Origin of the sequence: Nocardia spumae (assembly GCF_020733635.1) — a bacterium.
Lineage (GTDB): Bacteria > Actinomycetota > Actinomycetes > Mycobacteriales > Mycobacteriaceae > Nocardia > Nocardia spumae.
In genome coordinates, this window is record NZ_JAJFZL010000001.1 from 5,888,183 (window position 1) to 5,901,667 (window position 13,485).

The 13,485-nt window shown below is 69.5% G+C and carries 12 protein-coding genes; 8 read left to right on the top strand and 4 right to left on the bottom strand.

Annotated elements, in window-relative coordinates:
• The first annotated feature begins 96 nt into the window (after positions 1–96).
• Positions 97–807, top strand: coding sequence for an HNH endonuclease family protein (locus LKD76_RS26200; RefSeq protein WP_372465931.1), 711 nt, complete (start codon positions 97–99; stop codon positions 805–807).
• A 47-nt stretch (positions 808–854) separates the two neighbouring features.
• On the opposite strand, the gene LKD76_RS26205 is transcribed toward LKD76_RS26200, so the two are convergent.
• The gene (locus LKD76_RS26205) at positions 855–1,526 is read right to left on the bottom strand and encodes a TetR/AcrR family transcriptional regulator (RefSeq protein WP_227984079.1); all 672 of its coding nucleotides are present in this window, start codon (positions 1,524–1,526) and stop codon (positions 855–857) included.
• 218 nt (positions 1,527–1,744) lie between these two features.
• Here LKD76_RS26205 and LKD76_RS26210 point away from each other — a divergent pair, with 218 nt between their 5' ends.
• Genes LKD76_RS26210 through atzF form a run of 5 tightly spaced genes read left to right on the top strand, consistent with a single transcriptional unit; the run spans position 1,745 to position 8,303 of the window.
• Entirely contained in the window at positions 1,745–3,274 is a 1,530-nt protein-coding gene (locus tag LKD76_RS26210; RefSeq protein ID WP_227984080.1) for an amino acid permease, read from the top strand.
• A gap of 38 nt (positions 3,275–3,312) precedes the next feature.
• Positions 3,313–4,062, top strand: a complete 750-nt coding sequence (locus LKD76_RS26215; protein ID WP_227984081.1) for a DUF1989 domain-containing protein — start codon at positions 3,313–3,315, stop codon at positions 4,060–4,062.
• Complete coding sequence (locus tag LKD76_RS26220; protein WP_227984082.1) at positions 4,059–4,679, top strand: urea amidolyase associated protein UAAP2; 621 nt, start codon at positions 4,059–4,061, stop codon at positions 4,677–4,679. The genes LKD76_RS26215 and LKD76_RS26220 overlap by 4 nt, the downstream gene beginning before the upstream one ends.
• A complete protein-coding gene (locus tag LKD76_RS26225; protein ID WP_227984083.1) occupies positions 4,676–6,697 on the top strand; it encodes a 5-oxoprolinase/urea amidolyase family protein in 2,022 nt (673 codons plus the stop codon). The genes LKD76_RS26220 and LKD76_RS26225 overlap by 4 nt, the downstream gene beginning before the upstream one ends.
• A 13-nt stretch (positions 6,698–6,710) precedes the next feature.
• The gene (gene atzF / locus LKD76_RS26230; protein ID WP_227984084.1) at positions 6,711–8,303 is read left to right on the top strand and encodes an allophanate hydrolase; all 1,593 of its coding nucleotides are present in this window, start codon (positions 6,711–6,713) and stop codon (positions 8,301–8,303) included.
• A 2-nt stretch (positions 8,304–8,305) separates the two neighbouring features.
• Here the strand turns inward: atzF and LKD76_RS26235 are convergent, their stop codons facing one another.
• From LKD76_RS26235 to LKD76_RS26245, 3 genes are all read right to left on the bottom strand, one after another.
• Positions 8,306–9,121: a sulfurtransferase gene (locus LKD76_RS26235; protein ID WP_227985406.1), complete on the bottom strand. Its 816-nt coding sequence runs from the start codon at positions 9,119–9,121 to the stop codon at positions 8,306–8,308.
• Between the two features lie 117 nt (positions 9,122–9,238).
• Positions 9,239–10,453: a benzoate/H(+) symporter BenE family transporter gene (locus LKD76_RS26240; protein ID WP_227985407.1), complete on the bottom strand. Its 1,215-nt coding sequence runs from the start codon at positions 10,451–10,453 to the stop codon at positions 9,239–9,241.
• 185 nt (positions 10,454–10,638) lie between these two features.
• Positions 10,639–11,166: an Lrp/AsnC family transcriptional regulator gene (locus tag LKD76_RS26245; protein ID WP_227984085.1), complete on the bottom strand. Its 528-nt coding sequence runs from the start codon at positions 11,164–11,166 to the stop codon at positions 10,639–10,641.
• A gap of 187 nt (positions 11,167–11,353) precedes the next feature.
• On the opposite strand from LKD76_RS26245, the gene pdhA reads away from it, so the two are divergent.
• Together pdhA and LKD76_RS26255 are read left to right on the top strand one after the other, a co-directional pair.
• Positions 11,354–12,469 carry a pyruvate dehydrogenase (acetyl-transferring) E1 component subunit alpha gene (pdhA, locus tag LKD76_RS26250; RefSeq protein ID WP_227984086.1) on the top strand — a complete coding sequence of 372 codons (1,116 nt, stop codon included), beginning with the start codon at positions 11,354–11,356 and terminating at the stop codon, positions 12,467–12,469.
• A complete protein-coding gene (locus LKD76_RS26255; protein WP_227984087.1) occupies positions 12,466–13,446 on the top strand; it encodes an alpha-ketoacid dehydrogenase subunit beta in 981 nt (326 codons plus the stop codon). Before pdhA ends, LKD76_RS26255 begins: the two co-directional genes overlap by 4 nt.
• Positions 13,447–13,485: the final 39 nt, after the last annotated feature.

A 13,485-nucleotide genomic window follows, 5' to 3' on the forward strand; every position in this document is an offset into this window, starting at 1 on the left:
ACCACCGACACCGTGGCCGGGGGATTCGAACCAGCCGCACCCCGTACCGCGCCTTCGCATCCCCCCTTGTCGGCGCTGCGGGATAGATCTGGTCGCATGCGACGGGGATGGGAGCGGGCGATCCGGGTGATCGGCGGGATGGCCGGGGTGGTGCTGGTGGCGGCCGGGTGCGGGGTGCTGTCCGGGCCACCGCCGGCACCCGGCAGTCCGACTCGTCTGCGGCTGGAACAGCTGCTCGCCGTGGTGCGGGTCGTACCCGGCAGGCCACATCCGGGCGGGTACGACCGGGACTGTGGTTCGGGGCGCGGGTGTGTATTCGGCCCGGCCTGGTCCGATGATCACGACGGGCCGGGCGGGCACGACGGCTGCGATTCGCGCAACAGCGTGCTGGCCGGGCAGCTGCGCGAGGTCCGGTTCCGGCCGGGCACGCACGACTGCGTGGTGGTCGCGGGCGTACTCGCGGATCCCTACACCGGCCATCGCATCGGATTCGATCGCGCGCGTGCGCGCGAGGTACAGATCGATCACGTCTACCCGCTGGCCGCGGCCTGGGATATGGGTGCGGCCGGGTGGGCGCCGGCACAACGGATTCGCTTCGCCAATGACATCGCGTTCAACCTGCTGGCCGTCGACGGCTCGAGCAATATGAACAAGGGCGACCGCACCCCGGCCGATTGGTTACCGCCCGCCCGTGCCTATCACTGCTTCTACGCGGGTAAATACCTCACCACGGCGATCCGGTACGGACTGCCGATCAGCGCCGGCGACCGAACGGTCCTGGCCCGGGTCGCCGCGGGCTGCCCGTGAACGCGCACCGCATCGGCACTCCGGTCGCGCCGCACCGGCGGATCGGCTCATTCCGTATCGGTCAGTCGCGTCAGCAGGTGCCGCGCCGCCGCACGCAGGTCCGTGGGATCGGTGCGCACACCGAGCAGCCGCAGGGCGGCGTCGGGAATCGCGTTCTCCACATAGTCCGGCGCCGTGCCCTCATCGGAACGGATGTTGATCGCCGTCTCCACCACTCGGAAGGGCAGCACCTGGGCGCCGGGCACGCCGGTCGGGCCCGCCGCCTCGATGGCCGCCGCGGCCAGGTCCTCGTAGTGGCCGCGCAGGCGGGCGCGCCGGTGGCGGAACTCGGCGAACCGCTCACCGCGCAGCTCCGGGAGCAGATACAGCGCCCCGAGATTCCATTTGGCCGAGCACAGCTGCCGCACATCGGCCCAGGCCAGCGCATACAGCCGCACGGCGGCCGGTTCGGGTTCTCCGTGCAGTCGCGCGGCCAGTTCCAGCGGTGCGGTGATGGTCTCGGCGAGCAACGCGTCCAGGATGTCGTCCTTGGCCGCGAAGTGGTGATACAGCGAAGCCTGCCGGATGCCGACGGCATCGGCGATCCCCCGGGTGGAGGTGCTGCCGTACCCGTGGGCGGTGAACAATTCGGCTGCCGCATCGAGGATTTCGGCACGCGGGGTGCCGCCGCGGCGGCTGCGCTGATCGGCGCGGGGGCGGCCCGGCCCGAGATGTGTCACCGCCTCATCGTGCCACCGCACCACCGCATCCGATCGGCTCCGCCGCACCGCACCGACACCCACCTGCGGTTGTGAAATATCTGTCACTCGATAGAAATACCGGCAACGCAGACGTTACGCGCGTTACCGCAAGCGATACACAGCGGTCACCGAAAGCGCGATCTCGGCCGCAAAACTGTCAAGCGATAGATATTGGCCGCCACGCCGGAGGACAGCTCATGGCCATCGCCCTCGATCCACCCCCGCACTCCACCCCCGATACCGGTGACAGCGCCGACCTCGAGCGATTCGGATATCAGCCGGTACTGCACCGCAAGCTCGGCCGTTACGCCTCGTTCGCCGCGGGCTTCTCCTTCGTCTCGATTCTGACCACGATCTTCCAATTCTTCGGATTCGGTTACGGATTCGGCGGCGGCGCCTTCTTCTGGACCTGGCCCATCGTGTTCGCCGGACAGTTCCTCGTCGCCCTCAACTTCGCCGAACTCGCCGCGCGCTACCCGATTTCGGGCTGCATCTACCAGTGGTCACGGCGGCTGGCCGGGGAGCTGGTCGGCTGGTTCGCGGGCTGGCTGATGATCATCGCGCAGATCGTCACCGCCGCCGCGGCCGCGATCGCGCTCCAGGTGGTCCTGCCCTCGATCTGGAGCGGATTCCAGCTGATCGGCACCGAGACCGCATTGACCTCCACCGACGGCGCGACCAACGCGGTTCTGCTGGGCAGCATCCTGTTGGTGGTCACGACCGTGATCAATGTGATCGGCATCGATCTGATGGCGCGCATCAACTCGATCGGCGTCACCGTCGAGATCGTGGGCGTCCTCGCCGTCATCGCGCTGTTCTTCACCCACACCGAACGCGGTGCCGGCGTCGTACTGCAGACCGATCAGGCGGCACCCGGGCCGTACTGGGCGGCATTCCTGGTATCCGGCCTCATGGCCGCCTATGTGATGGTCGGATTCGACTCCGCCGGTGAGCTTTCCGAGGAGACGAAGAATCCGCGCCGGGTCGCGCCGCGCACCATTCTGCTGGCGCTGTCGGCCTCGGCGCTCGGTGGCGGACTGCTACTGCTCGGTGCCCTGATGGCCGCCCCGAGCGTCAGCGACGGCCGGCTGGCCACCGAGGGTCTGGCCTACGTGATCACCGCGAAGCTCGACAGTCCCGCCGGAACCGTCCTGCTCGGCTGTGTCGCGGTCGCGATCACGGTGTGCACCTTGGCCATTCAGACCGCCGGTTCACGGCTGATCTTCTCCATGGCCCGTGACGGACGGCTCCCGTTCGCCCGGCGGCTGGCCACGGTGCACCCGCGGTTCGGCACACCGGTGCTGCCGGCGGTGGTCATCGGAGTGCTCGCGGTCGCGCTCCTGGTGGTCAACCTCGGCAACGCCGCCCTGTTCGCCACCCTGGCCAGCGTCTGCATCGTGACGCTGTATGTCGCCTATCTGCTGGTCACCGTACCGCTGCTGATCCGGCGGCTGCGCGGTCTGCCCGCCGCCGAACCCGGTCTGTTCACCCTGGGCCGCTTCGGCATTCCGGTGAATCTGCTGGCCGTGCTGTGGGGAATCGCCATGGCGGTGAATCTGGCCTGGCCGCGCGCGCAGGTGTACACCCCCGCGGGCGGCGGCTGGTGGATGCTCTGGGCCGCACCGCTTTTCCTGATCCTGACCATCGTCGTAGGCGCCGCGGTGCACCGCGCGATCACCCCGCGTGCCACCGCGGCCGAATCCCGGCCCGCCCCGCAACCCGCCTGACCGCCGTCGGCGATCACATCCGTCCGCGAGGAGTTCACATGTCCGATACCGCCTCCACCACCGCAGCCCGCGCCCACGCGAGGTCGCAAGCCGCGACGGCGACCATCTCCGGACCCGACCTGCCGGAAACCGTCGATCCGGCGGATATCACCGTCGCACAGCGGGTTCCGGGCAACGGCTACACCACCGCGGTGGTGGGCCGCGGCACCCGGATCCGGCTCGCCGATCCGGAAGGCGCGGCCTGTGCCCATCTGCTGCTGCTGCGTGCCGAAGCGCCGTGGGAGCGACTGAATGTGGCCGATACCGTCAAGGTGCCCTGGCAGGCGTATCCGGGTCCGGGACATCCGCTGTTGTCGGACCAGGGACGGGTACTGGCGACGATCGTCACCGATACCTCGGGCCACCACGACACGCTGTGCGGGCCGACGCCGCAGGTACGGACCGCATTGCGGGTCGCCGGTGCCAAACACGGTCTCACACCGCGTGATATCGGTCCGACGATCTCGCTGTTCCGCGGCGTCCGGGTCGGCCCCGACGGCGGCCTCGGCGCCATCGGTAACGCCGGCGCGGGACGGGTGGTCGAACTGCTGGTCCACCTGCCGCTGACGGTGCTGATCGCGAACGGCGCCCATCCTCTCGACGAACATCCCACCACCCCGCTCGACGTCGTCGCGTGGCGAGCGGCGTCAGCGCATCCGGCCGGCAACACCGATCCGGAATATCTCCGGGCCGTGGAGAACACCGAAGCGGCCTGGCTGGCCGCACACGATCTGGAGGCCATCGCATGAACACCATCGCCGAACGCACCGTGGTCCTGGACGAGATCGTCGCCGCCTGCGCGCCGTGGTCGGCGGTCGTCCCCGCCGGCCATCAGCTGGAAATCATCGACCTGCACGGTAATCAGGCGGTCGACTGTCTGCTCTACTCCGCCGCCGACCACAGCGACCGTTACAGCGCCCAGGTCACGGTCGCGGCCCAGCGCAATATCTTCCTCACCACGGGCAGCGTCCTGCGTGCCGAATCCGGTACGCCGCTGATGACGGTGGTCGCCGACGATGTCGGCAATCACGACACCCTCGCCGGCGCGTGCTCGCAGGAGTCCAATACTCTGCGCTACGGCCACCACACCCGCCATCAGCACGCGTGCGTGGAGAACTTTCTCACCGCCGCCCTGGAATGGGGGCTGGGGAAGCGGGATCTGGTTTCGAACATCAACTGGTTCATGAACGTTCCGGTCGAGTCGGACGGCACCCTCGGGATCGTCGACGGCCTGTCCGCACCGGGGAAGTCGGTGACCCTGCGGGCCGAGATCGATACGCTGGTCCTGGTTTCGAATTGCCCGCAGATCAACAACCCGTGCAACGGCTTCGAGCCGACGCCGGTGCGCATGGTGGTGTCACGATGAGCGCGGCACAGCTGGCGCCGGCGCCCGGACCGGCCGCCGAGCCGGCCGCCGCCGGTATCGAGGTCGTGCGCCCCGGAATGCTGACCACCGTGCAGGATTGGCCCGGCCGCATCGGTTACTGGCACGTCGGTGTCCCACCGTCGGGACCGATGGACGATCTGTCGTTCCGGCTCGGGAACCGGGCCCTGGGCAACGACGAAGGCGCGGCCGGGCTCGAATGCACGCTGGCCGGGCCCGCATTGCGATTCGCCGTCGCGACGCCGGTCTGCGTCACCGGCGCGCCCGCCTCGGTCACGGTCGACGGCGCACCGGTGCGGCAATGGCGGACCGTGGAGGTGCCGGCCGGCGGCGTGCTGGAGGTCGGCGCGATCCACGGCCCGGGTATGCGTACCTACATCCTGGTCGCGGGTGGACTCGAGCTACCCGAATACCTCGGCAGCACAGCGACCTTCACGCTGGGACGATTCGGCGGCGGCACCGGCGCGGCGCTGCGCCCCGGCGACCGCCTGCCACTCGGTGAGCAGCGGGGCCGGATCGGTTCCGGGGTGCCGATGGCCGAGCAGCCGGTCCTGTCGCATCGGTGGGAGCTCGCGGTTACCGAGGGCCCGCACGGCGCACCGGAGTTCTTCACCCGCGACGATATCGACACCATCGTCGGCACCGACTACGAAGTGCATTTCAACTCCGATCGCACCGGTGTGCGGCTGATCGGGCCGAAGCCACGGTGGGCGCGCGGCGATGGTGGCGAGGCCGGACTGCATCCGTCCAATATTCACGACACCGCCTATTCCGTCGGCGCCCTCGACTTCACCGGTGATACCCCGATCCTGCTCGGGCCCGATGGACCCAGCCTGGGCGGATTCGTCTGTCCCGTCACGGTTGTCGCCGCGGACCGCTGGAAGCTGGGACAACTGTGCCCGGGCGATACCGTGCGATTCGTGCCGGTACGCGCCGACCGCGCCGCCTCGATCCGCGCCCTGGGCCCGGCCCGGCGGGCGGACTGGCCGATCGTCCTGTCCGCCGGTGGCGACGGCGACGACGGCATCCTGGCCCGCGCCGAGGCCGACGACAGCACCTCGATCACCTATCGGCGTGCCGGCGACGACGGGGTACTCGTCGAATACGGCGATATGACATTGGATCTCGGCCTGCGCGCCCGAGTCCACGCCCTGCACCGCCATCTGCTCGAACACGCCGAACCGGCGGTCACCGAACTGACACCCGGAATCCGTTCGCTGCAGGTTCGTTTCGATCCGGACCGGCTGTCCACGCCGAAACTGCTGCGGCTGCTGGCCGACGCGGAGTCGGCGCTGCCCGCGGTCACCGAACTGGTGGTGCCCAGCCGGACCGTGCACCTGCCCCTGTCCTGGGACGATCCGGCCACCCGCGAGGCGATCACCCGCTATATGCACGGGGTGCGCGCCGATGCGCCCTGGTGTCCGTGGAATATCGAGTTCATCCGCAGAATGAACGGTTTGGATTCGGTCGCGGATGTTTTCGACACCGTCTTCGCCGCCGAGTACCTCGTGCTCGGACTCGGCGACGTCTACCTGGGCGCGCCGGTGGCCACCCCGACCGATCCGCGACACCGGCTGGTCACCACCAAATACAATCCGGCCCGCACCTGGACGCCCGAGAACGCGGTCGGCATCGGCGGGGCCTACCTGTGCATCTACGGTATGGAAGGGCCGGGCGGATACCAATTCGTCGGCCGCACCACCCAGGTCTGGAATCACCGCAGCTCCGGCCGTGGCGAAGATCCATGGCTGCTGCGGTATTTCGACCGCATCCGGTGGTATCCGGTGTCGTCGGAGGAACTGCTCGACCTGCGCGACGACTTCGCTCACGGCCGTGGCGAATTGCGGGCCGAGGACGGTGAGTTCCGGCTCGCCGGCTACCGCGACTTCCTGGCCGCCAACGCCGAATCGATCGCGGACTTCCGCGCGCGGCAGGCGGACGCCTTCGCGGCCGAGCGGAATTCCTGGCAGGCCGCGGGCGAACTGACCGAACGAGTATGAGGGCGGACAACAGTTGAGCATCTGGATTCATCGCTGCGCCGAGGACACCGGCGCGACCACGGGAACACTCGCCGGACTGCGCTTGGCCGTCAAGGACAATGTCGATGTCGCCGGGATCCCGACGACCGCGGGCTGCCCCGACTACGCCTATGTACCGGACCACGATGCGCCCGCCGTCGCCGCGCTGCGCGCCGCGGGTGCGGTGGTGGTGGGCAAGACCAATCTCGATCAGTTCGCGACGGGCCTGGTGGGCACCCGCTCCCCCTATGGGGCCGTTCCCGATTCCCGGCGTCCCGCATTCATCTCCGGCGGTTCGAGTTCCGGATCCGCGGTCGCCGTCGCCACCGGTGCGGCCGATATCGCCATCGGCACCGATACCGCCGGCTCCGGCCGGATTCCGGCGGCCCTCCAGGGCATCGTGGGTATCAAACCGACGGTCGGCGTGATCTCCACCGAGGGCGTCGTCCCGGCGTGCCGTTCCTACGACTGTGTGACCATCTTCGCCGCCGACCTCGCACTGGCCGATCGCGCCATGGCGGTGATGGCCGCGGGAGCGCCGGATCGCCCCTGGCCCGGTGATATCCGGCTCGCCGCCCCACCGCGGCCCACCGTCGCGGTCTTCACCGATCTGCCAGAACTGGATCCGGTGTGGCGAGAGGCCTTCGACCGCAGCGTGGATACGCTGCGGGCCCGCGGCGCCACCATCGTGGAGATCGACCCGGCGCCGTTCCTGGCCGCGGCCCGCCTGCTCTACGACGGTGCGCTGGTCGCCGAACGGTACGCGGCGGTTGGCGAATTCATCGACGCGCATCCGGATGCGGCCGATCCGACGGTGGCCGGAATCATCCGGGCGGCCGCGGCGATTCCGGCCCATCGGCTGGTCACCGATCGCGCCGAACTCGAGCGGCTGCGCGCCCGCGCGATGGCCGCGCTGGGCGACGCCGATGTGCTGCTCGCCCCGACCGCGCCGACGCATCCGACGATCGCCCAGGTCGCGGCGGATCCGATCGGCGTCAATTCACGGATGGGCACCTACACCAATTTCTGCAATCTGTTCGATCTGTGCGCGGTGGCCGTCCCGGCCGGAACGGCGGGCGAATCCTTTTTCGGCGTCACGGTTTTCGCTCGTCCCTTCGAGGATGCCGTGGCCCTCGACATCGCCGCGCTGCTGACCGCGGATGCGGAGATCGCCCGGCCGTGGCCACTGGCCGCCGCACCGTCGTGCGAGCTCGTGGTCTTCGGAGCACATCTGCGCGGTCAGCCGCTGGAACATCAGCTGCACACTCTCGGTGCGCGCTGGTCTGGACCGGTCACCACGGCGCCGGCCTATCGGCTGGCGGCACTGGACACCACACCGCCGAAACCCGCGGTGACCCGCTGCGCGGGCGGGGTGCCGATCGAGGGCGAGCGATGGCTGCTCTCCCCCGCCGCACTCGGCCGTTTCCTCGCGGAGCTGCCCGCGCCCATGCAGCTCGGCTCGGTCGAACTCGCCGACGGCAGCCTGTGTACCGCTTTCGGCTGCGACGGCGAAGCGGCGGCCGCGGGTAAGGATCTCAGCGAATACGGCGGCTGGCGAGCCGCGTTGGCCGCCGGCGCGGTGGGTTGACGTCAGTCCAGCGCGGTCGCGACCGGCCGCTCCGGGTCGCTGGACCACTGCGACCACGAGCCCGGGTACAGCGCCGCCGGCACACCGGCCACCGATAAGGCCGCGATCTGATGGGCAGCGGTCACACCGGAACCGCAGTACACCGCGACCGGGCGCGCACTCAGTCCGGAGAAGCGCTCGCGCAGCTGCTCCGCCGATTTGAACATGCCCTCCGCGGTGAGGTTCTCCGATGTCGGGACGCTCACCGCGCCGGGGATGTGGCCGGCCCGCGGATCGATCGGCTCGACCTGTCCGCGATACCGCTCGCCGGCCCGCGCGTCCAGCAGCGCACCGGACCACTCGGCGACCTCGTCGGCCTGGACCACCGGCATGTTCCCGGGTGTGACGACCACATCGCCGGGCACCGGATCGGGTTCGCTGCCGGTGGCCAGCGCGCCGCCGACGCGTTGCCAGGCCGGCAGGCCGCCGTCGAGGATCCGCACATCGCGCATTCCGGCCCAGCGCAACAGCCACCAGGCGCGCGCGGCCGACATGCCCCCGGTCGCGTCGTAGACCACGGTCGGCTCATCGGCGCGCAGACCCCAGCTGCGAGCACAGCGCTGCAGATGTTCGGGCGAGGGCAGCGGGTGCCGGCCGTGCGCCGGTGAGGGCGGTGCGGCCAATTCGGTTTCCAGATCGACGAAGACGGCGCCGGGGATATGCCCTTCCAGGTAGTGTTGCGGTCCGTCGGGATCGCCCAGCGCCCAGCGCACGTCCAGCAGATGCACCCGGGAGTCGCTGTCGGACAGCGCCTTCCGTAGTTCTTCGGGCGAAATCAATACGGCGGCCAATCCCGGCTCCTCTACCAGAGACCCATCCTGACGCGAACGATGTCAGCCTACGACAACCACCGCGTCGAGGCCGGGACACCGCGAGACCGGAATATCATCGCGACATCAGTCCGAATTCTCCCGGGCGCTCTCCCGCACCTGGTCCCGCGCCACCTCCGGACCCGCTTCGGCCGTCGCCGGGGGCCTCGGCGCGAGTACCCATCGCACCACCAGACCGGCGATCACCGCCCAGAACGCGGCACCGATGCCGAGAACGGCGATGCCGGAGGCCGACACCAGAAAGGTCACGGTGGCCGCGATGCGATGCTCCGCCGCTCCGAGCGCGGCCGACAGCGCGGCCGCGAAGGTGCCGAGCAGGGCAAGTCCGGCAACGGTTTCCAACACGCCCGCGGGTGCGACCGCGGTGATCGCGACCAGCGCGGCCGACACCGGCGCCAGCACCAGGTAGCAACCACCCGCGGCCATCGTCGACCACCACCGCCGGCGCGGATCGGGATGAGCCGACGGCGCGGCCGCCAGCGCCGCGCTGATCGCGGCCAGATTGATCGCATGTCCACCGGCCGGCGCACCGGCGATGGTGCCGAGTCCGGTGATCGTCATCGACGCCCGCCACGGCACCCGGTATCCGAACGACTTCATCACCGCGACGCCCGGCAGATTCTGCGCGGCCATGGTGACCACGTACAGCGGCACCGCGATACCGATGATCGCTTGCCAACTCCAGTGCGGCACAGTCCATTCGAGTTTCGGCACCAGCTCCGCCGCCCGCACGCCGCGGTGTCCGGCGACCATGGCGATCGCGGCCGCGACCACGGCGGTGACGAAGGCACCCGGAACGGCCCAGCGATTCGCACAGCGCTGCAGAATCAACCACACCACCAGTACCGGCGCCACCACTGCCGCGCTCGGGGTGGTCAGGGCGCGCAGCGGTGCCAGACACAGCGGCAGCAGCACCCCCGCCAGCATCGCCTGCGCGACCTCGACCGGGATCGCGGTGATCAACCGCCCCAGCCGGGTCCAGCACCCGGTCAGCACGATCAGCAGCCCGGTCGCGACGAAGGCGCCGACCGCGGCGGACCAGCCACCGGCGACCGCGCCGGTTCCGGCGAGCAGCGCCGCGCCGGGAGTGGACCAGGCCAAGGTGATGGGCAGGCGATACCGCAGGCTCAGCACCCACATCCCGAGCGCCTGGGTGACGCAGACGGCCAGCAGTCCCGAGGCCGCCTGGGCCGGGGTGGCCCCGACCGCGGTCAGACCGGCGAGCACCACCGCGAACGAGCTGGTGAAGCCGACGAGCGCCGCGATGATCCCCGCCCCCACCGCCTGTCCCCGGCCACTGCCGGACGACCCGAGCCGCTCGTCGCCGGCCGTCTCGGGGGGCGGTGTGGAGGATCGGGATCCGGCGGTAGCAGTCACCGAGTCATCTTGGCGAGACACCGGCCTTCCGGTCAGCAGCCAATCGCTCGAAACTGGACCGAATTGGCGAGAGGGCCGGCCACGCCGGATCAGTCGTCGATGTCCGGCTCCTCCGGCGCGGCACCGTTCGTACCCGCCAGCCGATTCAGCAGCGGCGCGGTGCGGGGGCCGACCAGCTGTTGCATCACCAGGGCCATATTGGTGCGCTCCACCCCCGCGATCTTCAGGATCGCGCCGGTGATCCGGTACAGATCGTCGGCATCGCGGGCCACCACGCGCACCGTGAGATCGATCGGCCCGGTCGTGCCGCACACCTCGGTGACCTCGGGTATTTCGGCGAGTTCGGCCACCACGTCGGCGAGCCGGTGCTGATCGACCACCACGGCGACGAAGGCCGCGAGCCGATAGCCGAGCGCGCGCGGATCCACCCGCCGCTCGAATCCCGTCAACACCCCGCCCGCCTCCCAGCGCGCCAGTCTGGCCTGCACGGTATTGCGCGATAATCCCAGCCGGGTGGCCAGTTCCACGCCGGTGGCCCGAGGGTTGGCAACCAGTTCCAGCAGGAGCCGGGCATCGGTGGCGTCGAGGATCACCGCGGGCGATTCGGCACTGGACATGTAACGCAGTATGACAGCCCGGACCCCCACCCGATCGAGCATTCTGCACAGTTGGGGTGTCCCTACTTGCGCAATTCGCTCTATCGTGGATGCTGTGTGATACAGCACACTGCTGGCGCAACACCAGTCCACCGGATCGCGATGCACGGAGACCCCGTCCTGCGCGACGACCGAGGAGGTGATGGCTGTGGAAGACACCACAACCAGGCACGACACCGGGAAGACCCCCTATCCCGTGCAATTGGTCCAGCCCGACGGGCGTCGGGTTCTCGATCGCGACCACGCCGCACTGGTGGCCGATATCGGCCCGGCCGAACTACGCGAACTGTACGAGGATCTGGTGATCGTCCGGCGGATCGACGTCGAGGCGACGGCACTGCAGCGGCAAGGCCAACTCGGCCTCTGGGCGCCGTTGCTCGGGCAGGAAGCCGCACAGATCGGCTCGGCCCGCGCCCTGCACTCCGACGATTACGTCTTCTGCAGCTACCGCGAGGCGGGCGTCGCCTACAGCCGCGGTGTGGATCCCGGCCTGATCACCCGTCTGTGGCGCGGGGTGTCGCATTCCTGCTGGGACCCCGACGAGATCAACATGACCAATCCGGCCATCGTGGTCGGGGCCCAGGGGCTGCACGCCACCGGATACGCCTACGCCGCGCATCTCGAGGGCGCCGAGATCGCGGTGCTCACCTACTTCGGCGACGGCGCGAGCAGTCAGGGCGATATCGCCGAGGCACTCGGCTTCGCGGCGTCCTGGAGCGCGCCGGTGGTGTTCTTCTGCCAGAACAACCAGTGGGCCATCAGCGAACCGGTCCAGTTGCAGAGCCAGACCCCGATCGTGCGGCGCGCCTACGGCTACGGCATGCCCGGCGTCCAGGTGGACGGCAACGATGTGCTGGCGGTGCTGGCCGTGACCCGGCAGGCGATCGCCCGCGCGCGGGCCGGGGGCGGACCGTCGTTCATCGAAGCCATCACCTACCGCATGGGTCCGCACACCACCGCCGACGATCCCACCCGCTACCGTTCGGCCGCGGAGACCGAATTGTGGAAGCGGCGCGATCCGATCGACCGGATGCGCCGGCTGCTGGAGCGGGAACAGCTGTGGGACGGCGAGTTCGAGCGCCGGGTCGCCGAGCGCGCCGATGCCGTGGGCGCCACCGTCCGCACCGCCACCATCGATATGCCGGATCCCGATCCGATGCAGCTGTTCGACCACGTCTACGCCACCGATCATCCCCTGATCGCCACCGAGCGCGACGAATACGCCGGATATCTGGCGGGTTTCGAGGAAGGAGTCCGGCCATGATCACCACGTTCGCGGCTGCCCTGAACACCGGAATGCGCCGAGCGCTCGAGGACGATCCCAAGGTCGTGCTGATGGGCGAGGACATCGGCCGGCTCGGCGGCGTGTTCCGCGTCACCGACACGCTGCAGAAGGATTTCGGCAACAACCGGGTCATCGATACGCCGCTGGCCGAATCGGGCATCATCGGAACGGCTTTCGGCATGGCCCTGCGTGGGTTCCGGCCGGTCTGTGAGATCCAGTTCGACGGCTTCGTCTATCCGGCGTTCGACCAGATCGTCTCCCAGGTCGCCAAGATCCACTACCGCACCCAGGGCAGGGTGCGCGCCCCCATCACGATTCGCATCCCGTTCGGCGGCGGAATCGGTTCGGTCGAGCATCATTCGGAATCACCGGAGGCGTATTTCGCGCATACCGCCGGGTTGCGGGTGGTCTCCCCCAGCACGCCCGCGGATGCCTATCACCTGCTGCGCCAGTCGATCTCGTGCGACGATCCGGTGATCTTCTTCGAGCCCAAGCGGCGCTACTGGGACAAGGCCGACCTCGATTTCGCCGCTGTGGACGCCGATCCGCTCCCACTCGATCGGGCCCGTATCCGCCGTACCGGCCGCGATGCGACGATCGTCGCCTACGGCGGTATGGTCGCCACCGCCCTGACCGCGGCGGAAATCGCCGCCGACGAAGGACATTCGCTCGAGGTCATCGACCTGCGCAGCCTGTCCCCGATCGATTTCGACACCATCGAGGAGTCGGTGCGCCGCACCGGGCGGCTGATCGTCACCCACGAGGCGCCGGTCTTCGCCGGACTCGGGGCCGAGATCGCGGCCCGCATCGCGGAACGGTGTTTCTACTATCTCGAGGCGCCGGTCCTGCGCGTCGGTGGCTTCGACATCCCCTATCCCCCGGCTAAGCTCGAACGGCACCACATGCCCGACCCCGACCGCATTCTCGACGCGGTCGATCGAACGCTCGCCGCCTGACGGAGCCGTGGCCCGGAGGCGAAGGTACACGGCCTGACC